Origin of the sequence: Salinigranum sp. (genome assembly GCF_041641895.1) — an archaeon.
In the GTDB taxonomy this organism is placed as follows: Archaea; Halobacteriota; Halobacteria; order Halobacteriales; family Haloferacaceae; genus Salinigranum.
In genome coordinates this window covers 22,209-43,002 of record NZ_JBEPXO010000024.1, presented here as the reverse complement: position 1 = coordinate 43,002, position 20,794 = coordinate 22,209, and the positions used below count along the sequence as shown (strand labels likewise).

The window sequence follows — 20,794 nt, the reverse complement described above, 5'->3', positions numbered from 1 at the left end:
CGAGGACGTCGAGGCCGCCGAACGTCTCTACGGCAGTGTCGACGGCGTTCTTCACGTCCGCCTCGTCGGTGACGTCCGTCTCGACGAACGTGTAGTCGGCGCCGACGGCGTCGAGGCGGTCGAACACCGACTCCTCGTCGTCGAGTTTGGGGTCGCGCCTGACGTCGGCGAGGACGACGCTCGCTCCCTCCCGTCCGAAGGTCGTGGCGATGGCGTTTCCGATTCCCGAACTGGCGCCCGTGACGAGCGCGACACTCTCGGCGAGGCGTGTCATGTGAGTTGCTCACACGAACGGAGCAAGTAGTTATCGCTGCGTGGGTGGCTCAGACGGGGAAGTAGGAGGCGACGGCCTCGGTGTCGACGGGGTCGTCGACGGCGGTCAGCGCCAGGGCGAGCGTGAGTCGTGCCTTCTGTGCCGGGAGGTCCCCGCCGGGGATGGCGCCGTGGTCGGCCAGCGTCGCGCCGCCGCCCGGGGTGCCGTAGACGGGGGCGACGCCGCCGGCGCCGCAGCGCGAGGTGACGACGACGGGGACGCCGCGTCCGACGGCACGGCCGACCGCGTCTCCGAGCGCACTCGTGGTGTTGCCGAGTCCGGTCCCTTCGAGGACGAGGCCGTCCACGTCCGCGTCGAGGGCGCGCTCGACGGCTTCCGCGTCGACGCCGATGCCGGTCGTCACCACCTCGACGCGAGCGGTCGGTTCACGGACGGGGACGTGGACACAGCGCCGGCCGGGGTCGCGGTAGAACCGGACCGGACCGGGTCTGAAGGTGGCGACGGGGCCGGCGTTCGGCGAGGCGAACGTCGCCAGCGCGCTCGTGTGGGTCTTGGAGACGTCGCGGGCGGCGTGTAACTCCTCGTCGAACGCGACGTAGACGCCGCCCCGTGAGGAGATGCGGTCGTGAACCGCCGCGCGAACGGCGGTCAGGAGGTTCGACGGCCCGTCGGGGCTCACCTGGTCGGGGCGGCGCTGGGCGCCCGTGAAGACGACCGGCGCATCGAGGTCGAGCGTCGAGTCCAGCAGGTACGCCGACTCCGCCATCGTGTCGGTACCGTGGGTGACGACGACGCCGTCGGCCCCGTCGTCGACCGCACGCTCGGCCGCCCGTCCCACCCGGGCGACGGTGGCGAAGTCCATGTCGAAACTCGGGACCTGTGCGACTTCCTCGACGGAGAGCGTCGCGTACTGTTCGAGGTCCGGGACGGCGTCGACGAGGTCCGCTCCGGAGAGTTCGGGGGTCGCTCCCGACTCCTTCGAGGTGCTGGCGATGGTCCCACCGGTCCCGAGTACCGTGACGTGTGCCATGAGAGGTACACCACGGATAGAGGGATTAGTTCTTTCGCCGCGGCGGGTGACCGTTCGTTGGTTCTCTCGCGCCGTAGTGCACCTCGTATCGAGTATTAAGTCGTCTAGTACTAGATTATACACATTCTCATATGAAGTTATATATACCCCAGCTACGATGTGGTACCATGTCCCGTGGCATTAGCAGACGCAACTTCATGTTGCACGCAGGAGTGACCGCCGGCGCAGTCGGGCTGGCCGGCTGTACCGGAGGCGGAAACGACGGTGGAAACGGCGGCGGTGGTGGTGGAAACGGCGGCAACGGCGGTGGCGGCGACGGTGGAAACGGCGGCGACGGCGGCGGTGGCGGTGGTGGTGGCGACGCCAGCAGCGGCTCCCGTCCCATCAAGTGGATGGGTCCGGCGTGGGCCGTTCGCGACGGTCAAGGTGACAAGTTCACCGAGATGACGGGGAACGAGATACAGATCACGAACGCCGACATCCCGACCACCCAGCAGAAGCTCCTCAGCGGTGACCGCGAGGGCTTCGACGCGTTCTCGCTCGACACGTCCGGCGCGGGTGCCCTCACCCAGGACAACGACGCCTCGCTGACCGTCCCGGTGGACGCGCTCGACAAGTGGGACGAGAGCAAGATCACGGAGCTCTTCACGAACCCCGGCGAGCGGGTCGGCTATCTCGGCGCGCAGACCGACACGCTGCTGAACGAACTGTGGGCCAACGAGGACAAGACCGAACTCCTGTTCCCGCCGCACGTGTACAACTTCGACGCCATCGGGCTGAACCCCAAACTCGTCGACGTCGACGCCGTCACGAAGTGGTCGGCGCTGTTCGACGACCAGTACGCCGGGAAAGTCGCGATGGGCGCGACGTCGGCCATCTCCATCCCCGAGGCACTCATGCACCTCCTCGACAACGGGATGATCGACGCCGACGTGGGCGACCTGAACGACCCGACCGAGGACCAGCTCGACGCGGCCGTCGACTTCCTCATCAAGGAGAAGGAGGCCGGCCAGTTCCGGTCGACGTGGGTCGCGTACGGCAACTCCGTCAACCTGATGTCTTCGGAGGAGGCCGTCCTCGGCGACATCTGGCAGCCCGCCTGCCTCGACGTCCGCCGCGCCGGGACGCCCTGCACCTACGCCACGATGAGCGAGGGCGTGCAGGGGTACCGCTACTGGTACGGCGGCATCGCGCCGACGAACCCCGGGGCGAGTTCGAGAGACAACGTCGACGAGGTCCACACCCTCATCAACGACGTCCACTTCGGCGCGTGGTTCCCCGGCTTCATCCAGGGCTGGGGCTACTCGGTCCCGCACTACCCGAACACGGAACTCGTCCGCGACGGCTCCGACGAGTCCGGACAGGGCATGGGGCCCGAGTACTACGACTGGGCGTACGAGGGCACCGCGACCTACCAGTCGGTGGCCGAACCCGGTCTGTTCGACCCCCAGACGTACGAGTGGTCGATGGAGGAGGGCGACCCCGCCTCGGACGGCAAGGTTCGTGACTCCGGTCCCATCGAGGAGCGCATCGACCGCCTCGGCTTCTTCCAGATCTGGCCGAGCAACGCCGACTACATGCTCAGCCGCTGGCAGGAGTTCACGAGCGCCTGAACCGACGAACGAACTACAAATAGGTTTTTGAGGGTCGATAACATGCCGGATACTATGGCAACCGAATCGGCGAGTAGCGAGCAGAACGAACCGACCGCGACTGGACTCGGCAGTCGACTCGGCGGGTTCGGCGAGGTCGCCGGCCTCGTCACCCCCACCGTCGTGTGGTTCGTCGTGTTCCTCCTCGCACCGCTCGTGGTCATCCTCTACTACAGCTTCCTGACCTACTCCAGTTTCAACGTCATCAACGAGTTCACGCTGAACGCGTGGCTCTCGGTCTTCGAGCCGACCATCTACGACGTGTTCGTCCGGTCGCTGCTCATCGGGGTGGCCGTCACGGCCGTGACGCTCGTCTTCGGCTACCCGCTGGCGTACTACCTCCGCTTCTACACCACGCAGAACGGTGGTATCCTCCTCTTGCTCTTCTTGGTCATCCCCTTCTGGACCTCCGCCGTGGTGCGGACCATCGGCTGGTACCCCATCCTCGGCCGGACGGGCATCATCAACCAGTTGCTCATCCAGGTCGGACTGATCGGCGGACCGCTCGACTTCCTCCTGTTCTCGCCGTTCTCACAGATCGTCGGCTACCTCGCCGCCTACGTGGTGTTCATGGCCGCTCCCATCTACATCTCGCTGTCACAGATCGACGAGGACCTCCTCGACGCCTCGGAGACGCTCCGGGGCGGCCCCATCGAGACGTTCAGACACGTCACCCTGCCGCTGTCGATGCCCGGCGTCGCCATCGGCGTCATCTTCGTGTTCGTCCTCTCCATCGGCGACTTCACGGTCCCGCAGTTCCTCTCGGGCGGGAAGGGGACCATCACGACGCTCATCTACCTCGCGGTGAACAACGGGCTGAACTACCCGAACGCCGCGGCGCTCTCCATCTCGCTGCTCGTCATCATCTTCGCCATCGTCTACGTCCTGACCCGGTTCGTCGACATCAGCAAAATCGCCCGAAGCTGAACGCGGCCGCTCCGAACGACGACCCGCGAGGGACCGACCCGCGTTTTCACTGTCCGACGCCCGTCTACTGTGTCGAGTAAAACGCCGCGCGGTGAGCCGGTCGGCTCCGTTCAGTCCTCGACGGTCAGTTCGTAGACGCCCGCGTCGTCGAGGCGCGCCCGCCATCCGGGGTCGACGACCATCGTGGTTGTCGCCTCCTCGACGATAGCCGGGCCGACGAGTTCTGCGCCCGCGGGAACCTTCGCGCCGTCGTACACCGCCGTCTCGGTGAAGCCGCCCGCGGCCTCGAAGTACGCGTCGCGACTCCCGATTCGGGCGTCGGCCACCGTCCCGTCGGTCGGGAGGCCGCCGCTGATGTCCGGCGGGCTGACGGCGCCGTACGCGACGCTCTCGATGTTGATGACGTCGACCGGGGTGTCGGGTTCGGCGTAGGTGTACAGCTCCTCGTGCCTGCGGTCGAACGCCTCTCTGAGCTCCCCGAGCCACTCCTTGGTTATCTCGACTGCCGGCATCGTCACCTCGCACTCTTTGATCTGGTTGCGGTAGCGCATCTCGAACACCCGCTGGAGTTCCACGTCCTCGGGGGCGATTCCCTCCGCCGCGAGCTTCTCCCGTGCCTCCGCCTCGAGTTCGGCGAAGCGCGCTTCGAGGTCGGCGGCGTCGACGTCCTCGATGCGCGAGGGGTACGACGCCAGCCGGTTGTGCTTGTAGTTCGAGACCACCTCGCCGTACGCACAGAGCACGCTCGCCGTCTTCGGGACGAGGACGCGTCCGACGCCGAGTTCGCCCGCCAGCGCCGTCGCGTGTGCCGGGCCGGCGCCGCCGCCACAGACCATCGTGAAGTCGCGCGGGTCGTGACCCTTCTCGATGCTCACCTGCCGGATGCCGTCGACCATGTTCTTCGTGACGATTTCGAGGATGCCCGCCGCGGCCGTCTCGACGTCGAGGCGTGACGCGCTCGCGACGTGCTCTTCGATAGCGCGCCTAGAGGCGTCGCTGTCGATGGGCATCCGGCCGCCCAGGAGTTCCTCCTGGTTGAGGTAGCCGAGGACCATGAGCGCGTCCGTCACGGTCGGTCGCGTGCCGCCCCGGTCGTAGCAGGCGGGGCCGGGTTCGGCACCCGCGCTCTGTGGCCCGACCTGGAGGACGCCCCGGTCGAGCGAGGCGACGGAGCCACCGCCGGCGCCGATGGTCTCGACGTGGAGCATGGGGAGGCCCATCCGGTAGCGCATCAGGTCGAAGTCCTTCCGGACCTCGGTGGAGCCGTCACGCGTGAGACTCACGTCGAAACTCGTCCCGCCCATGTCGACGGTGATGACGTCCTCGGAGCCGAACTGTCGCCCGAGGTGGAGGCCGGCCGCGGGTCCGCCGGCCGGCCCGGAGTTGATGGCGTACGCGGGCCGCGTCCGGAGCGTGTCGCTGCTGGCGATGCCGCCGTTGGCCTGGATGTACCGTACTTCGCCGGCGAACCCCTGCTCTGCGAGGTAGTCGTCGACGCGGGCGACGTACCGGTCGAGCGTCGGTTTGACGTACGCGTTGACGACGGTGGTGCTCGTCCGCGTGTACTCGCGCACCTGCGGGAGGACGTCCACCGAGAAGGACGTGAACACGTCGGGCAGTTCCTCGGTGAGAATCTCCCGGACGCGTTCCTCGTGTGCGGGGTTCTCGAACGACCAGACGAGCGAGACGGCGACGGCCTCGACCCCCGCCTCGCGGAAGTGCTCGACCGCCTCGTAGACGTCGGCCTCGTTCAGCGGTTCGTGCTCGGAGCCGTCGGCGAGCATCCGCCCGCGGACGGGCATCCGGAGGGACCGGGGGACGAGCATCTCGGCCATCGGGTAGTTCATGTCGTAGCGGTGACCGTCCTCCTTGTGTCCCAGTCTGATCTCGAGCGAGTCCTCGTGGCCGGCAGTGCAGACGAGCCCCGTCTTCGCGCCCGTGTGTTCGATGAGGGCGTTCGTCGCCACCGTCGTCCCGTGGATGATGATGTCGATGTCGTCGAGCAGCCCCGGGACGTCGGTGTCGTGCTCCCGGGCGACGAGTGCGAGGCCGTCGCGGACCGCCTGCGAGGGGTCCGACGGCGTCGACGGCGTCTTGTGTACCTCGACGGTGCCGTCGCCGGCGAGCACGAAGTCGGTGAACGTCCCGCCCGAGTCGATGCCCAGCCGATAGCTCATCGCGCTCCCTCCTCGGTCGCGTCGGTCGCATCCAGAGCCACTCCGTCGCCACCGTCCGCCCGTGCGGCACGGGCTCTCTCGGTTGCGGCCTCGTCCACCGTCCCGTCGACGACGACGACGCCGTACTCCGCTTCAGCACCCTCGTGGGTGACGATTCCGTTCGTGACGTCCTCGAGGACAGCCTCGGCGGGCCGCGTCAGCGGGTCGCCGACGCCACCGCCGCCCGGGTTGTAGTTGCGGGCGCGGTCACCGGGGCCGATGGTGACGATGGCGTTCTCGCGGTACTCCTCCCGGGAGCCGTCGGTACGGTCCACCTCGACGAAGCCGAGTTTGGGGTCCGTGAGGGTGTTGTACGAGCCCAGTGCGTTGGGCGTCTCGTTCTTCCGCCCCTCGCCCCACATGATGACCTGCATGTCGTGGTCGCGGGGTTCGACCTCCCAGATGGTGCCACAGCCGCCGCGCTGGCGGCCCGCGCCACCGCTGTCGGGTCGCAGCGAGTAGCGGTGGAGGACGATGGGGTACATGTGCTCCATCACCTCGACGTCGCCCGACGAGAGCGCGCCGAAGCAGCAGAGCGGCCCCCGGGAGTGCCAGCCGTCCATGTCGTGGGAGGCGCCGGCGCCGCTGATGATGGAGGCCAGCACCATCGTCGTGTACGTGTTGCCGTTGTCCGGACGGGTCCCGGCGATGTTGACGCCGCTCGTGTGTCCCCACGAGGCCACCGCACGCTCGGGTTCGGCGTTCTCCAGCGCGGTGCGGACGGCGTCCGTGATGGTCTCGCTCGGCGTCGTCGTGCAGTTGACGTGCGGGGCGGGTTCCTGCGCGTTCGTCATCGTCCCCGGCTCCCCGACGTCGGTCGTGATGGGGCGGTACAGCCCCTCGTTGTACGGCGGGTCCAGCTGCATGAACATCATGAAGCCGAGGTACACTCCCGACACCGAGTTCGCGGCGTACGAGTTGATGTAGTACGGCAGCTGTTCGGGCGAGTCGAGTTCGACGTGGGCCTCGTCAGCGGTGATGGTGACGCGGGCCGTGATGTCAACCTCCCCGAGCCCGTGACCCGAGTCCTCGAGGGGGACGGTCCCCTCGTAGGTGCCGTCGGGGATGCTCGTTATCTCGTCGCGCATGGCCTCCTCCGCGCGGTCGAGGAGGCGGTCGAAGCAGGCGTTCACGGTGTCGAGACCGTACCGGTCGACGAGGCGGTGGAGGTGACGCTCGCCGATCTGGACCGCGCCGTGCTGGGCGTTCAGGTCGCCGCGCCAGTCCTCGGCGGAGCGGACGTTCGCGAGGAGGAGGTCGCGGACGTCCTCGCGCAACTCGCCACCCTCCCAGAGCTTTATCGGGGGGATGCGAAGCCCCTCGGCGTAAATCTCGGTCGCCTCGGGGTTGTAGCCGGAGGGGACGGGCCCGCCGATGTCGGTCATGTGGCCCTTCGAGACCGTCCAGTACTCGAGGGAGCCGTCGACGAAGACTGGCTTGTACATGCAGCAGTCGAGGATGTGACTACCGGACCAGGCGGGGTCGTTGTGGTACATCACGTCTCCCGGTTCGACGTCGTCGCGGAAGCGCTCGATGACGGCCTTGGTGGCGGGCATGAGGCTCCCTAGGTGGATGGGAATGTCCTGTCCCTGGATGAGCATCTGGCCCTCCTTGTCGAAGAGGGCGTTCGAGTAGTCGCGGGCGATGTTGAGGACCGACGAGCGCGCCGTGTGCATCATCGTCGTCGTCATCTCCCGTTGCGCCGTCTCGAGCCCACCCTGGACGACCGACAGGGTGATCGGGTCGATGTCTCGCGTATCGGGCATCAGGGAGAGTGACACACAGGGTGGTATTAGCTGTAGCGCCTGACCCGAACCCCGAGACGCGGCGAGCGACTCAGTCGTCGGCCGTGGGCGTGTCCGCGCGGAACTGGTAGATGTCCGGGTAGCCCGTCTGTTCTTTCGGCTCCGGCGGCCGGTACGTCATCACCTTGCTCGTCGTCTTCCCCAACTGGACCAGCGACTCCGCGAGGACGGCCGCCGCGCCGACGCTGTCGACGACGGGGACCGGGAGTTCGTCCTCCAGTCGCTCGGCGAGGCCACCCATGCCGGCACAGCCGAGACAGATGGCCTCGGCCCCGTCCTCCTCGACGGCGAGGCGGCTCACCGCGAGCAGGCCCGCGAACGTCGCGTCGCGGGCCTCCTCGGTTTCGACGACGGTCAGGTCGGTGCAGCGGACCGACGCGCAGCGGTCGGTGAGGCCGGCCTTGACGACGGCGGCCTCGATGAAGTGCTTCGCGCGCGGGAGGATAGTGGCGACGGACCACGTCGCGGCGACCATGTTGGCGACGTACATCGACGCCTCGGCGATACCGACCACCGGTTTCTCGGTCACCTCGCGGCAGGCTTCGAGGCCCGGGTCGCCCCAGCAGGCGACGACGAACGCGTCGTGCTCGTCGTCGTCGTTCAGAATCTCCTCAAGGAGGCCGGGGACGGCGAGGTAGTCGTCGTAGTACGACTCGATGCTGACGGGGCCCCGGGCGGGCGAGACGGCCGTCACGTGGGTCGAGTCGGCGGTGTAGTGGTTCGCCTGCCGGCCGATGTTCTCGGTCATCGCCTGCGTGGTGTTCGGGTTGATGGCTTTGATGCGGATGGTGGGCTCCTGGTCGTCTGGCATAGTGTTCCTCGGTAGCGAGTCACGCTGCGAAGGTAAATGCGTTCGCTCGAACGGAGGGTGGGCTGAAGGTGCAGAGCACAACTGCCCAGAACCGAACACTCCGAGAGACGTGAACGGAGCGGACGAATCGCGGAGTCCGGGCGCGGTGAACCGCAGCCTCCCCAGCCGACTGCGGTACTCGGACACTCGCTTCGCTCGTGCCCTGCGTTCCTCGTCCCTCGCGCGCGAGTCGCGCTCACAGAGTGCGCGACGCCACGCGCCACCGGAAACGAGGTGTGGTCGCCTACTCCAGGTCCTCCGGCTGCGTCCCGATGCCCTCGGGCCACCCCGTCGGCTTCGCCGCCGAGGGCTGGGCGTACTCGCGTTTCAGCACCATCGGCGTCCGCTTCAGCGAGATGACCTTCACGTCGTCCTGATTGTACGCCCGTAACTCGGTGGTGACGATCCCGACGTGGTCGCGCGAGGACGATTCGCGCTTCTCCAGCACCTCGCTCTCGGCGAACAGCGTGTCGCCGTGGTAGACGGGCGCGTGGTGGCGAACCTCGTCGTACCCCAGATTCGCCGTCGCGTTCGCGGAGACGTCGATGACGCTCATGCCCACCACGAGCGCGATAACGAACGTGCCGTCGACGAGGCGCTCGCCGAACTCGGTGGTGGACGCGTACGCCTCGTTGAAGTGCATCGGGTTGAGGTTCATCGTCACGTTCGTGAACCAGACGTTGTCCGTCTCGGTGACGGTCCGACCGTAGGGGTGCTTGTAGACGTCTCCGACCGCGAAGTCCTCGTAGTACCGTCCCTCCCAGCCGCTCACGAGTCGTCGTTCCGAACTCTCGTCGTCGGTCATGTTCGACCGGGGTGACGCCACCGAGTCATACCAAGGTTTGGGTCGTCACGTCCGCTCGCTGTCAGTCCCGCTGCCAGTCGAAGGCGCTGTCGAGGTCGTGTGGGATGTTTCCCCCACCCCCCGCGGCCCGGTCGAGGTACGCCTCGAGCGCGTCGCGGTAGTCCGGATGGGCGCACTGGACCAGTCGGGCGGCCCGCTCCCGCGGGGAACAGCCGCGGAGGTCCGCGACACCCTGTTCGGTGACCACCACGCTCACGTCGTGTTCGGTGTGGTCGACGTGGGGGACCATCGGGACGACGCGCGGAATCCGGCCGTCCTTCGCCGTCGACCCGAGCGCGATGACCGACAGCGTACTGGTCCGGGTGAAGTCGCCGCTGCCACCGATGCCGTTGACGACGTGCGTCCCCCCGACGTGTGTGGAGTTGACGTGACCGTAGAGGTCGACCTCGAGGGCGCTGTTCACCCCGACGACCCCGAACCGGTCGATGAGCGTCGGGTTGTTCGAGACGTCGGCGTTGCGGACGACGACCCGGTCGGCGTACCCCTCGACGTCGGCGAACAGCCGGCGCTGCCCGTCCGCGGAGAGCGCGAGCGAGGCGGCGCTGGCGCTCGCGAGGCGGTCCGCGTCGAGCATGTCGAGGAGGCCGTCCTGGATGACCTCGCCGTAGTACGAGACCACCCGGTCGTCGAAGTCGGCGTCGGCGAACGCGCTCATCAGCGCGTTTCCGAGGCTGCCGACGCCGAACTGGAGGTTCAACGCCCCGCCGAACGTCGGGTTCTCGCGGACCTCCCGGGTGAGGAACGAGACGAGGTTCTCGGCGATGCGCTCGTCCGTCCGCGTCGGCTCACGGAACGTGTACGGGGTGTCGGGGCGGTCCGTCTCGACGACCGCCAGGAGTTTGTCGGGGTCGAACGGGACGCGCGGGGAGCCGATGCGTTCGCCCGGCGTCGAGAGCGGTATCGGGGGGCGCGTGGGCGGGGAGCCGCGGTCGTACACGTCGTGGAGGTGCTGGAGCGCGAGCGGTTGGGCGTGGTTCACCTCGACGACGAGGTGGCGCGCCGTCGCGACGTACGTCGGCGTGTGGCCGATGGACGTCGTGGGGACGAGCCAGTCGGGGCCGACGGCGACGGCCTCAACGAGCGCCACGTCGGGCGTTCCGAAGTGACCGAACGCCACCTCGTCGCCGAGGCGCGAGATGTGACGGTCGTGGAACGCCACGTCGCCCGCGTTGACGGCGTCGCGGGCTACTCGGGTCGCCTGGTACGGGAACCGGCGAGCCACGGCACCAGCCTCGACCAGTGCGGTGTCGACTTCGTCGCCGACGCTACCGCCGCTGATGACGGTGAGCGAGAGGTCCCGTCCGCTCTCGGCGAGGGCGAGGGGGACGGCCTTCGGGTAGCCCGCCCGCCCGAACCCACTCAGAACGAGCGTCGCGTCGTCGGGTATCTCGGTGGCGGCTGCGACTGGCGTGGTCGGCTGGAGGCCGGTGGCGACGCGCCTCGTGACCGTCTCGTCAGCCATCGGCGGGGTGTTCCGGTCGTCCCCGCCACGGTACCGTCCTCTGTCGGTGCCTGCTGTTCCCTGTCACGAGAGGAGATGACACAGAGCGAGGTATAAAAGGTTGCTGGGGGTCGTCCGAGCGGCGTCGCGTTCGGCAGCCCCGGAGACGTATACGTTTATCCTACCCACCCGCTTACTCGTGACGAATGACCCGAGCGACGGATATCGTCGAACTGTCGGAGCAACAGCGACTGGTCCGGGACAGCGTCCGCGAGGTCTGTGCGGGGTACGACGACGAGTACTGGCGCGAACGGGACCGCGAGGCGTCGTACCCGACGGGGTTCGTCGAGGAACTCGGCGAACACGGCTGGTTCGGCATCCTCGTCCCCGAAGAGTACGGTGGCGCGGGGATGGGGACGCCCGAGACGGTGGTGATGATGGAGGAAATCGCCCGCAGCGGCGGGGGGTTCACGGCCTCGCAGGCCGTCCACGGCGGCATCTACAACTCCGTGCCCATCGTCCGCTACGGGAGCGAGTCGTTGAAGCGGGATGTCCTGCCCGCAGTCGCCGCGGGAGAGAAGGCTATCCAGGCGTTCGGCCTGACAGAGCCGAACGCGGGGTCGAACTCGACGGCGATCGAGACGTTCGCCACGCGCGACGGCGACGACTACGTCGTCGACGGCCAGAAGATCTGGACCTCCCGCGTCGACGCGAGCGACTACGTCCTCCTGGTGGCGCGGACGACGCCCCTCGACGAGGTCGAGAAGCGGACCCGGGGCATCTCGATGTTCCTCGTCGACATCGACGAGGCCGTCTCGACCGGCAGCCTGGAGATGAAGCCCATCCCGAAGTCGGCGAGCAACGCGGTCCACGCCTTCGAGTTGTGGTTCGAGGACCTCAGGGTGCCCGCCGATCGCCTCGTCGGCGAGGAGGGCGACGGGTTCTACCAGGTGCTCGACGGACTCAACGAGGAACGACTCGTCATCGCCGCCGAGTGCGTCGGCCTCGGCGAACTCGCCATCGACAGGGGCGTCGCCTACGCGAACGAGCGTGAGGTGTTCGGCCGACCCATCGGACAGAACCAGGCGATACAGCATCCGCTGGCGAAGGCGTACGCACAGGTACAGGCGGCGAAACAACTCACCTACGGCGCCGCGGCCGTCGTCGACACCGAGCGAGGGACCGACGTCGGAGCGCGGGCGAACATGGCGAAGTATCTCGCCAGCGAGGCGGCGTTCGCCGCGGCGGACGCGGCCGTCCAGACCCACGGCGGGTTCGGCGTCGCCACCGAGTACGACGTCGAGCGCTACTTCCGCGAGGCACGCCTGACGCGTCTCGTCCCCATCACACAGGAACTGGTGCTCAACTACCTCGGCGAGAAGGTGCTCGGCCTCCCGCGGTCGTACTGACGCGAGAGTCGGACCACGCGGAACGTGTCAGGATACAGTACGGTCGCGAAGAGGGTCCAACCGTTCCCGAGTGACGAACGACTCTGATCGGATTTACTCACGATTGTGACGAGTGAACGATACTCACAGTACGTGAGAAACCGCCCCACGGTGAGCGACAACGACTCACGGGTCGGTCGGGACGTCTCGCGCCAGATACTGCCGGCCGGGCCGCGACGGGGGCCCGGCGACCGTTCGCCAGGGCTGAACGGTCGGGCCCGAGGAGTCCGCTCCCCCCGGTTCACCGAGCGAGAGCGCTCCTCTGCGTCCCCTACCGGGGGTCGGTGGAGGTAGAGTTAAGATTGGTGGTGGATTATGGGCACACGACACATGGACCCCATCGCTCACTCGGACGACAACATCCGTTCGGTGGAGCTGTCGTTCGGCATCATCGAACGAATTCGGGAGGGCCGAACGGCGAGTCTGGCGGAGTTGACCGCCAAGACTGGTCTGGCGAAGAGCACGGTCCACGCGCACCTGACGACGCTGACGAACCTCGGGTTCATCGTCCGCGAGGGCGACGAGTACCGACTGGGACTCCGGTTCCTCGAACTCGGCGAGGAGGTCCGGAACCACCGGTCGGAGTTCCGTCTCATCCAGGAGCACGTGAAGACGCTCGCGGAGCGCTTCGACGAACGGGCGCAGTTCATCGTCGAGGAGAACGGCGAGGGCGTCTACATCTACCGGGAGACGGGGAGCCACGCGGTCCAGACGGACTCCGGCATCGGACGCCGCATCCACCTCCACTCGACGGCGGCCGGCAAGGCGATTCTGGCGCACCTCCCCGAGGACCGCGTCCGGGAGATTCTCGACCAGCACGGCCTCGCCGCCGTCACCGACCGGACGGTCACCGACGAGGAGGAACTCCTCACCGAACTCGCCGCCGTCCGCGAACGCGGCTTCTCGTTCAACCGCGAGGAGAACCTCCGGGGCCTCAACGCAGTCGGCGTGCCGGTGCACGACGCGAAGGGGGACGTCCTGGGGGCGCTGAGTGTCTCGGGACCGTCCCACCGGATGAAAGGGCAGAAGCTCGAAGTCGAGGTGCCCGACCTGATGCTCGGCATGGCGAACGAAATCGAACTCAACCTGGCGTACCCCCAGTGAACGCCGTCCCCGCGCTCGGACCGCGCCGACCGACCGCTGCCCCGACAGTCTGGTGAGAGTCGGGGCCGACGGACCTCCACCCGGGACGTCGACGTCAATTACACGTATAGCTCTGTAATTTCATCAGACGGCCGAGAGGGGAGCTGTCGACTGAGGGGGGTAATCCGCATATATTAAATTAGATAGCAGTTCGACCTCGCTCTCAGATTACTTTAATTCTATATTTATCTAACGCATATTACACAAAATAAAATATATATCCCCGGATACTCGCATGAAATTTCACTATTTCAATTCTAACCGAAAGAGGGTCTGTGGCCGCACAGCAAGAATCCAGAAATTTCTGTTCACACCGCGAGTCACCCCGTCGGCATCGAGCGGCACCCCGCCAGCCGTGCGGACCAGTGGCCGCCGTGGCAGGGGAAGTCACCACGTTTAACCACGCTCCACCCTTCCGACCCGACGTGTCAGGGTACTCGGAGGCAGGTGTCGACCCACCGTCGGGACTCCGCGTGACGCTACGTTCGTACCGACGGTTCGTGGTCGTGGTGTGGTCGTTCCTCCCGCTCGTTCTCGCCCACGCGCGCGACAGGCGTCGCTTCCTGCTCTTCGGCCCGTCCCGAGAAGTGACGGAGGCCGTCAGGCGCCGACGCGCCGAGTACCTGCTGGAGACGCTACTTGACCTCGGTCCGACGTTCATCAAAATCGGGCAGATTCTCTCGACCCGGCCGGACGTCCTCCCACCGACGTACATCGGGGTTCTCTCCCGGTTGCAGGACCGCGTCCCACCCGACCCCTGGGAGGAGGTGCGCCCGGTTGTCGAGAACGACCTCGGCCCCGTCGACGAGACGTTCGACGAGTTCGACACCGACCCCATCAGCGGGGCGTCGCTCGGACAGGTGTACACCGCCGTCCTCGACGGCGAACGGGTCGCAGTCAAGGTGCGCCGGCCGGGCATCGTCGAACGCGTGGAGGCCGACCTGCGGGTGGTGCAGACGCTCCTCCCCCTCGTCCTCACCGTGGCCCCTCCGGGACAGGCGTTCACGATGGAGAACCTCGCCGACGAGTTCGAGACGACCATCCGGGAGGAACTCGACTACGAACACGAGGCCGAGATGCTGACGGCCGTCGGCGAGAACTTCGCCGAGGAACCCCGGGTCACGATTCCACGGGCACTCTCTGACTACTCGACCCGACGCGTACTGACGATGGAGTACGTCGACGGGGTGAAGATAAACGACGTCGACGCCATCGACGCGATGGGTCTCGACCGGAAGTCGCTCGTCCGCCGCCTGGAGGAGACGTACATCGACATGATCATCGACCACGGCCTCTTCCAGGCCGACCCCCACCCCGGGAACATCGCGGTCCAGGCCGACGGCACTCTCGTCTTCTACGACTTCGGGGTGACGGGTCGCCTCGACGCGTACACCCAGGAGAAACTCTTCGACTTCTACGTCGCCGTCGCGAACGACGACGTCGAGACGGTCATCGACACGTTCATCGAACTCGGCGCGCTGGACCCGAGCGTCGACCGGGGGTGGATGCGCGAGGTGTTCGAACTGGTGTTCGAGAGCCTCCGTGGCGGTGGTGTGGAGGTGTACGAGGTCAGACAGATCGTCTCGGAGTTCCAGGGGACGCTCTACGAGTTCCCCCTGCGACTCCCACAGAACCTCGCGCTCATCGTCCGGGTCTCGACCGTCCTCGAAGGTGTGTGTCGCACGCTCGACGACGACTTCGACTTCATCGCCGTCGTCAACGACTACGTCAGCGCCCAGGGGAGACGCGAGGAGAACGTCCGGGCGCTCCGCGACCGGTTCGAGGAGAGTTTGAGCGACCTCGTGAGCGGCGTCGTCGGGACGCCGGTGAGAGCCGACGAGGTGCTCGCCGACGTCGACCGAGAGCGCGTGGCCCTCGACGTCGACCTCGTGGAGCGTAACGAGTCGCTGGACACCCTCGCCAGTCGGGTCGTCTGGGGCCTGCTGTTCGCCGCCGGGGCACTGTCGACGACCGTCCTCTTCGCGTTCTCCGACCTGCTGGCCGCCGAGGTGACTGCGGCCGGAACCGTCGTCGTCGGACTCTTCTTCGTTCGGGCGATGCGTCGTCGGTCGCGCGGGCTCAGCGTCAGACCGCAGTTCACCCGACAGAGCATGCGTCAGCGCCAGCAGGAGTAGGTCACGACACCCGGACGACCTGCTTGCCGACGTTCTCCCCCTCGAACAGCCCCAGGAACGCCTCCGGGGCCCGGTCGAGGCCGTCGGTCACCGTCTCACGGTACGAGAGGTCGCCGTTCGTCACCCACCGGCGGAGGTCGGCGGTCGCCGCCTCGAACCGGGGTGCGAAGTCGCTGACGAGAAAGCCCTCGACGCGGGCGCGGGTCTCGATGAGCTTCCGGAGCTTACGGGGACCGGTCGGCCGGTCGTCGGCGTTGTAGAGCGCAATCTGTCCACAGACGGCGACGCGGGCGTCGGTGTTCAGGTGCTCGAAGACCGCGTCGGTGAGCGCCCCGCCCACGTTGTCGAAGTAGACGTCGACGCCGTCGGGTGCGACGTCGGCGAGCGCGGCGTCGTAGTCGTCCGCCGTCCGGTAGTTGACCGCCGCGTCGAAGCCGAGTTCGGAGAGCCACTCGACCTTCTCTTCGGAGCCGGCGGTGCCGACCACTCGTGCGCCGGCCATCGACGCGAGTTGCCCGACGACGGAGCCGACCGCACCCGCGGCGGCGCTCACCACCATCGTGTCGCCGGGGCGTGGGTCGGCCACCTCCCGGGTACCGAAGTAGGCGGTCCGTCCCGGCATCCCGAGGACGCCGAGCGCCGTCGACGCCGGCAGGTCGCCCACGGCGACGCGATTCAGTTCGTGGGCGGGGGCGGCGGTGTAGTCCGCCCACGTCAGGTTGCCGACGACGAGTTCTCCGGCCGCGAACCCCGTGCCGTTCGGCTCGACCACCTCGCCGACGACGCCGCCCCGGAGCGGCGCGCCGACGTCCCACGGCTCGGCGTACGACTCCCCCGCGCGCATCCGGCCGCGCATGTAGGGGTCGACCGAGAGGTAGCGGGTCCGGACGAGCGCCTCACCGGCCCCGGGCGTGGGCACGGCACGCGTCTCCAGTTCGAAACAGTCCGGGTCGGGTGTGCCGGTCGGTCGGCGGGCGAGCGTCCACACGCGGCTCACGGTGTCGTCGGTCATACGTCGGCCACGAGGCGCCGGCAGGAGGGCCTTTCGGCACCGGCGGCGCGGGCCGGCTCTATCCCGTGCGTCCCTCAGACGACCAGTTGCGTCTCGTCGGTCGGCGCGGAGAGCAGTTCCTTCGCCGCCTCCTCCGCAGCGTCGGTCTCGGCGCGGTTCTCCATCAGGACCGTCTCGCTGGGGAAGAGGTGGTCGCCGAGGACGAGTCCGTGCTCGCGTGCGGTCGACCCGGTGACGGTGAGGTAGACGCCGAGGCCCGTCTCGGCGATGGCGGCCTCTTCCTCGGCCGCGTCGGACGGGTAGACGAAGTCGACGCGTTCGATGGCACCGGTCCCGAGGACGGCCTCGACCAGCCGTTCGTACCGCGGGGAGATACAGAGCGGCCCCTCGTAGTCACGGACGAAGTCGCGGTCGAGGTCCGTCTTCGGGGGGAGTGTCTCGGGCGTCGCCATCAACGTGTGGTAGACCGTGTCACCGAGGCCGGAGACGACGCGGACGTCGGACTCCATCGGGTCGATGCGTGCGTTCACGTCCGCGAGGTTCGCGATGCCCTCCTCGTCGAGCGACACGACCTCCTCGAGGACGAGGTCGGCGCTGTCGAACCCCAGCGCGAACTCGTGGGTCCGGAGCGCGCGGAACGGTTCCTCCCGCCCCACGAGGTGGAGGCGGACGTCGCCAGCGTCCACCTCGACGGAGTCGAAGACGACCCGGCGCGGCATCCCGTCGCGGTCGTCGCGCAGGAGGGTGAACTCCGGCCGCGTCGGAGCCGAGAGGTCGCTGTAGTCGGCCAGTCGGTCGTACACGTCGCGGTCCGGTTCGGACCGCCCCTTGGTGACGCTCTTCTCGTAGCGGAGCGTCGAGGAGATTTCGTCGGCCAGGTCGTCGACGCCGACGTTCGTCGCGAGGCGTTCCAGCACCGCCTCGAGCGGCCGTCCCTTGCGCGGGACGGCGACCCGGACCGTCGCAGTCATTGTCGGAGTGTGGACGACCGGTGGTAAACCGGTTGCGCTTCGCTACCGGTCCTGTGCCACGAGAACAGCCGACACTAGTCGTCGTACTGGTCCTCGTCGTGGTCCGCGTCCTCGTCGCCCCCGTCGGCGTCAGCCTGGTCGCCCGGGCCCTCTCCGTCCGTGTCGGCGTCGTCTCCGCCCACACCGGCCCCGGCGTCGGCACCGGCACCCGGGCTTCCGCCGACCATCGGCCCGAGCGCGTTGCTGAGTCGGTCCCGGAACGCCCGGAACTCCTCGACGGTGTCGTCGAGTTCGGCGACGTCCTCGCGGAGCGTCGAGACGTCCTCGCGCACCGGTGCGGCCTCCTCCTCGACGGTCTCGTGGAGCGCCTCCATCTCCGCCTCGAGCGACTCGCGGGCGGCGGTGATGTCGCCGTCGAGCGACGCCAGTTCCTCGCGCACCTCGCCCATCTCGTCGTCGAGGCGCGCCGCGGTGTCGTCGGCGCTCTCGGCTCGCGCGGCCACCTCGTCGAGTCTGTCGTCGACGGCGTCGAAGCGGTCGTCGACGTCTTCGAGTCGGTCGACCGTCTCGTCGAGTCTGTCGTCGACGCGCTCTAGCCGGTCCGCAGTCTCGTCGAGTCTGTCGTCGACGCGCTCTAGCCGGTCCGCAGTCTCGTCGAAGCGGTCGTCGACGGCGTCCAGACGGTCGTCGATGGCGTCGACGCGGTCGTCGACCCCCGCCAGCCGTTCGGTCGCCCCTTCGACGCGGTCCTCGACGGCCGCGAGCTGATCGTCGAATCCGGACAGGTCCGAGCGGAGGTCGCTCACGTCCTCGTGGAGGCGCCCGCGGTCGTCCGCGGCGTCGGCGACGCCGGCCGACAGTTCGTCGAGTTCTTCGGTGAGCTCCGCGACGTCCCCGCGGAACCCCTCGATGAGGTCCTCGGCGGTCCCCTCCTCGTCGAGGAACGCCTCGAGCCCCGCCGAGTACGCCGCAAGGTCCTCGACCTGGTTCTGGAGTCGTTTGATGCGGAGGTCGACGCTCCGGGGAACGGACTCGGCTCCGCTTTCGGCGCCCAGCGCGTCCCGGAGCGCGGCCACGTCGTCGGGGTCGGCGTCCGCCCGGCGGAGTTCCGCGGCGAGCGTCGCGAGGACGCTCCCGGCGGTGACGTGCGGCCCGCCCGTCCGCTCCTCCGCATCGCTGTCGGCGTCGGCATCGCTCGATACGTCCGGCACGCCTCGTGCCTCCGCCTCGGTCGGCGTCTCCCCCTCGTCGTCCAGGTTCAGTTCGAGTTCGAGGTCCTCCTCCGGGGTAGTGTCCGTGCCGGCCTCCACCGCGGAGTCGTGGTCGGCCGCGCCCACGCCGACGGCCGTGACGACGGCGTCCTCCGTCGGTTCGGTCACGGACTCGCCCGAGCCGTCGAACGCGTCCGGGCGCGGCGACGCCTCGTCGCCGTCGTCGCTCCCGTCGCTCTCGTCACCGTCGTCGACGGCAGCGGCGGCCGCGTCGTCGTCCAGGTCCAGCGTGACGTCCTCCGGGTGGGGGTCGCCGCCGCCGGACGCGTCCGCCGTGAGGTCGGGGGCGTCGACGCCGTCGTTCGCTCCCAGTCCGGGAAGTGCCTCGCGTTCGCCCGAGAGGACGTCTCGGACGAGCTGGTTCGAGTCCTCTCCGAGGACGTCGTCGATGGCGTCGTCGGCCGCGCCGACGTCGCTCGCGTCCAGGAGCGAGAGGCTCGGGTCGGCCAGGAACGCGTCGGGGTCCATCCCCGTGTCGTCGAGTCGGATGCCGTACACCGTCGTCGTCGACTCGCCGGGGTCGAGGGTGCGGTCGTACTCGACGCGGTGGCTCTTGTAGGCGGTCCAGTGGTCCTTCTCGTAGTCGGGGTGGAAGCCGACGTTCTCCATCGGGAACGACTCCGGGATGGCGTCGACCAGCCTGATGCTCACGGGCTCGGAAGCGTCGGATTCGATCACGAACTTGACCGCGGGTACGGGGAACTCCTCGGCCTCGAACGACTTCGTCACCGTCACCGGACCCTCCCTGACAGAACGCGCCCCGTCGGCGCTGGGGTCGGAACTCATGCGATTGGGTACCGTCAGCGCTTACATAAATTGCGCGGGGGTATCTATCAATCCAGAGAATCTCGGTCGGGTGAGACGCTCCCACCGCCGACGGCTCCGAACGGCCGACGACGGCGACGTCGTCGCCTCAGAGGTCGACCCGGTCGCCGATTTCGACGATTTCGAGGTGCTCGGGGTACGCGAACGAAGCCGCGTGGTGGTGCAGCCCCGTCGGGTCCGCGGTCATCCCCTTCCACATGTCCCAGTGGGAGGGGAGACAGCGGGTGAGACGGAGGTCCTTCGCCGCCCGGACGAGTTCGTTCTCGTCGGCGTACCACTTGGTGTGGACCGGTTCGCCCGTCTCCTTGTCCGCGATGTTGCCCTCCGCGCCGAACGCCAGCACGCCCAGGTCGATGTCGTACCGCTCCCCGACGTCGGTGAACTCCTCGGCGGGCTTGGTGTCGCCGCCGTGGAAGAACGTCCCGCTCGCGTGTTCGACGACGTACGTCACCGGGTGCGTCGAGTCGGGGTCGTACGAGGGTTCGACGTGAACCGTGAACTCGCCGACCTCGAACGTGTCACCCTCTTCGACCTCCGAGAACTGGTCGTCGGTGACGGCCCACTCGTCGGTCCAGGCCTCCTCCTCGCGGGCGACGGCGAGGGCGTCGTCCGGGCCGTACAGCGTCGCGCCCGTGTTCGCGAGGATGGGTGCCTGGCTCGGCCCGTGGACGTGGTCGGTGTGTTCGTGCGTCGCCAGCACCGCGTCCATCTCCGCGACGTCCGCGGGGTCGAACGGCACCGGCACCATCCGGACCGTCCGCGGCGGGTCGCCGAGCCCCACGTACGGGTCGATGGCGAGCGTCGTCCCCTCGTGTCCCTTCAGGAAGAAACCGTTGCAGCCGAGATACCAGACGGCGACGGTGTCGGGCTCCGCCTCCGCGACGGCGCGGGGCAACCAGTCGCCCCAGTCGGATGTCGACATGCGAGAG

The 20,794-nt window shown here is 68.1% G+C and carries 16 protein-coding genes; 5 read left to right on the top strand and 11 right to left on the bottom strand.

Going from position 1 to position 20,794, the window contains the following annotated elements; all coding sequences use genetic code 11:
- Both ACESK5_RS07275 and ACESK5_RS07270 read right to left on the bottom strand, forming a co-directional pair.
- The coding region (locus ACESK5_RS07275) for an SDR family NAD(P)-dependent oxidoreductase (protein ID WP_372910890.1) at positions 1-274 on the bottom strand (274 nt) is incomplete at its 3' end.
- A 49-nt stretch (positions 275-323) separates the two neighbouring features.
- Positions 324-1,304 (bottom strand): asparaginase, encoded by a 981-nt coding sequence (locus ACESK5_RS07270; RefSeq protein ID WP_372910889.1) that lies wholly within the window; start codon positions 1,302-1,304, stop codon positions 324-326.
- 167 nt (positions 1,305-1,471) lie between these two features.
- On the opposite strand from ACESK5_RS07270, the gene ACESK5_RS07265 reads away from it, so the two are divergent.
- Positions 1,472-2,917 (top strand): extracellular solute-binding protein, encoded by a 1,446-nt coding sequence (locus ACESK5_RS07265; protein WP_372910888.1) that lies wholly within the window; start codon positions 1,472-1,474, stop codon positions 2,915-2,917.
- Between the two features lie 54 nt (positions 2,918-2,971).
- Positions 2,972-3,883, top strand: coding sequence for an ABC transporter permease (locus tag ACESK5_RS07260; RefSeq protein WP_372910887.1), 912 nt, complete (start codon positions 2,972-2,974; stop codon positions 3,881-3,883).
- A 110-nt stretch (positions 3,884-3,993) separates the two neighbouring features.
- Here the strand turns inward: ACESK5_RS07260 and ACESK5_RS07255 are convergent, their stop codons facing one another.
- The 5 genes from ACESK5_RS07255 to ACESK5_RS07235 form a co-directional block, all read right to left on the bottom strand.
- Positions 3,994-6,060, bottom strand: coding sequence for a hydantoinase/oxoprolinase family protein (locus tag ACESK5_RS07255; protein ID WP_372910886.1), 2,067 nt, complete (start codon positions 6,058-6,060; stop codon positions 3,994-3,996).
- Complete coding sequence (locus tag ACESK5_RS07250) at positions 6,057-7,865, bottom strand: hydantoinase B/oxoprolinase family protein (RefSeq protein ID WP_372910885.1); 1,809 nt, start codon at positions 7,863-7,865, stop codon at positions 6,057-6,059. Before ACESK5_RS07250 ends, ACESK5_RS07255 begins: the two co-directional genes overlap by 4 nt.
- Before the next feature lie 70 nt (positions 7,866-7,935).
- Positions 7,936-8,715: an aspartate/glutamate racemase family protein gene (locus ACESK5_RS07245; RefSeq protein WP_372910884.1), complete on the bottom strand. Its 780-nt coding sequence runs from the start codon at positions 8,713-8,715 to the stop codon at positions 7,936-7,938.
- 283 nt (positions 8,716-8,998) lie between these two features.
- Positions 8,999-9,559: a MaoC family dehydratase gene (locus ACESK5_RS07240; protein ID WP_372910883.1), complete on the bottom strand. Its 561-nt coding sequence runs from the start codon at positions 9,557-9,559 to the stop codon at positions 8,999-9,001.
- A 61-nt stretch (positions 9,560-9,620) separates the two neighbouring features.
- Positions 9,621-11,081, bottom strand: a complete 1,461-nt coding sequence (locus ACESK5_RS07235; protein ID WP_372910882.1) for an acetyl-CoA hydrolase/transferase C-terminal domain-containing protein — start codon at positions 11,079-11,081, stop codon at positions 9,621-9,623.
- A gap of 185 nt (positions 11,082-11,266) precedes the next feature.
- Between ACESK5_RS07235 and ACESK5_RS07230 the strand changes: the two genes are divergently transcribed.
- The 3 genes from ACESK5_RS07230 to ACESK5_RS07220 all read left to right on the top strand — a co-directional run bounded on the left by ACESK5_RS07230 (position 11,267) and on the right by ACESK5_RS07220 (position 15,786).
- Positions 11,267-12,469 (top strand): acyl-CoA dehydrogenase family protein, encoded by a 1,203-nt coding sequence (locus tag ACESK5_RS07230; RefSeq protein ID WP_372910881.1) that lies wholly within the window; start codon positions 11,267-11,269, stop codon positions 12,467-12,469.
- Between the two features lie 354 nt (positions 12,470-12,823).
- Positions 12,824-13,612: an IclR family transcriptional regulator gene (locus ACESK5_RS07225; protein ID WP_372910880.1), complete on the top strand. Its 789-nt coding sequence runs from the start codon at positions 12,824-12,826 to the stop codon at positions 13,610-13,612.
- Positions 13,613-14,076: 464 nt separating this feature from the next.
- Positions 14,077-15,786, top strand: coding sequence for an ABC1 kinase family protein (locus ACESK5_RS07220; protein WP_372910879.1), 1,710 nt, complete (start codon positions 14,077-14,079; stop codon positions 15,784-15,786).
- Between the two features lies 1 nt (position 15,787).
- On the opposite strand, the gene ACESK5_RS07215 is transcribed toward ACESK5_RS07220, so the two are convergent.
- From ACESK5_RS07215 to ACESK5_RS07200, 4 genes are all read right to left on the bottom strand, one after another.
- Positions 15,788-16,798 (bottom strand): NADP-dependent oxidoreductase, encoded by a 1,011-nt coding sequence (locus tag ACESK5_RS07215; protein ID WP_372910878.1) that lies wholly within the window; start codon positions 16,796-16,798, stop codon positions 15,788-15,790.
- Between the two features lie 74 nt (positions 16,799-16,872).
- Positions 16,873-17,769, bottom strand: coding sequence for a hypothetical protein (locus ACESK5_RS07210; protein ID WP_372910877.1), 897 nt, complete (start codon positions 17,767-17,769; stop codon positions 16,873-16,875).
- A 74-nt stretch (positions 17,770-17,843) separates the two neighbouring features.
- Complete coding sequence (locus ACESK5_RS07205) at positions 17,844-19,826, bottom strand: hypothetical protein (RefSeq protein ID WP_372910876.1); 1,983 nt, start codon at positions 19,824-19,826, stop codon at positions 17,844-17,846.
- Positions 19,827-19,953: 127 nt separating this feature from the next.
- On the bottom strand, positions 19,954-20,787 hold the full coding sequence (locus tag ACESK5_RS07200) for an MBL fold metallo-hydrolase (protein WP_372910875.1): 834 nt from the start codon (positions 20,785-20,787) through the stop codon (positions 19,954-19,956).
- Between the last annotated feature and the right edge of the window lie 7 nt (positions 20,788-20,794).

What these genes read in the sequence shown, in the direction of transcription:
- ACESK5_RS07255 (WP_372910886.1), bottom strand. Translation starts at nt 6,060, where the DNA reads ATGAGCTATCGGCTGGGCATCGACTCGGGCGGGACGTTCACCGACTTC.
- ACESK5_RS07235 (WP_372910882.1), bottom strand. Translation starts at nt 11,081, where the DNA reads ATGGCTGACGAGACGGTCACGAGGCGCGTCGCCACCGGCCTCCAGCCG.
- ACESK5_RS07210 (WP_372910877.1), bottom strand. Translation starts at nt 17,769, where the DNA reads ATGACTGCGACGGTCCGGGTCGCCGTCCCGCGCAAGGGACGGCCGCTC.
- ACESK5_RS07250 (WP_372910885.1), bottom strand. Translation starts at nt 7,865, where the DNA reads ATGCCCGATACGCGAGACATCGACCCGATCACCCTGTCGGTCGTCCAG.
- ACESK5_RS07200 (WP_372910875.1), bottom strand. Translation starts at nt 20,787, where the DNA reads ATGTCGACATCCGACTGGGGCGACTGGTTGCCCCGCGCCGTCGCGGAG.
- ACESK5_RS07215 (WP_372910878.1), bottom strand. Translation starts at nt 16,798, where the DNA reads ATGACCGACGACACCGTGAGCCGCGTGTGGACGCTCGCCCGCCGACCG.
- ACESK5_RS07240 (WP_372910883.1), bottom strand. Translation starts at nt 9,559, where the DNA reads ATGACCGACGACGAGAGTTCGGAACGACGACTCGTGAGCGGCTGGGAG.
- ACESK5_RS07245 (WP_372910884.1), bottom strand. Translation starts at nt 8,715, where the DNA reads ATGCCAGACGACCAGGAGCCCACCATCCGCATCAAAGCCATCAACCCG.
- ACESK5_RS07260 (WP_372910887.1), top strand. Translation starts at nt 2,972, where the DNA reads ATGGCAACCGAATCGGCGAGTAGCGAGCAGAACGAACCGACCGCGACT.
- ACESK5_RS07225 (WP_372910880.1), top strand. Translation starts at nt 12,824, where the DNA reads ATGGGCACACGACACATGGACCCCATCGCTCACTCGGACGACAACATC.
- ACESK5_RS07205 (WP_372910876.1), bottom strand. Translation starts at nt 19,826, where the DNA reads ATGAGTTCCGACCCCAGCGCCGACGGGGCGCGTTCTGTCAGGGAGGGT.
- ACESK5_RS07270 (WP_372910889.1), bottom strand. Translation starts at nt 1,304, where the DNA reads ATGGCACACGTCACGGTACTCGGGACCGGTGGGACCATCGCCAGCACC.
- ACESK5_RS07265 (WP_372910888.1), top strand. Translation starts at nt 1,472, where the DNA reads ATGTCCCGTGGCATTAGCAGACGCAACTTCATGTTGCACGCAGGAGTG.
- ACESK5_RS07230 (WP_372910881.1), top strand. Translation starts at nt 11,267, where the DNA reads ATGACCCGAGCGACGGATATCGTCGAACTGTCGGAGCAACAGCGACTG.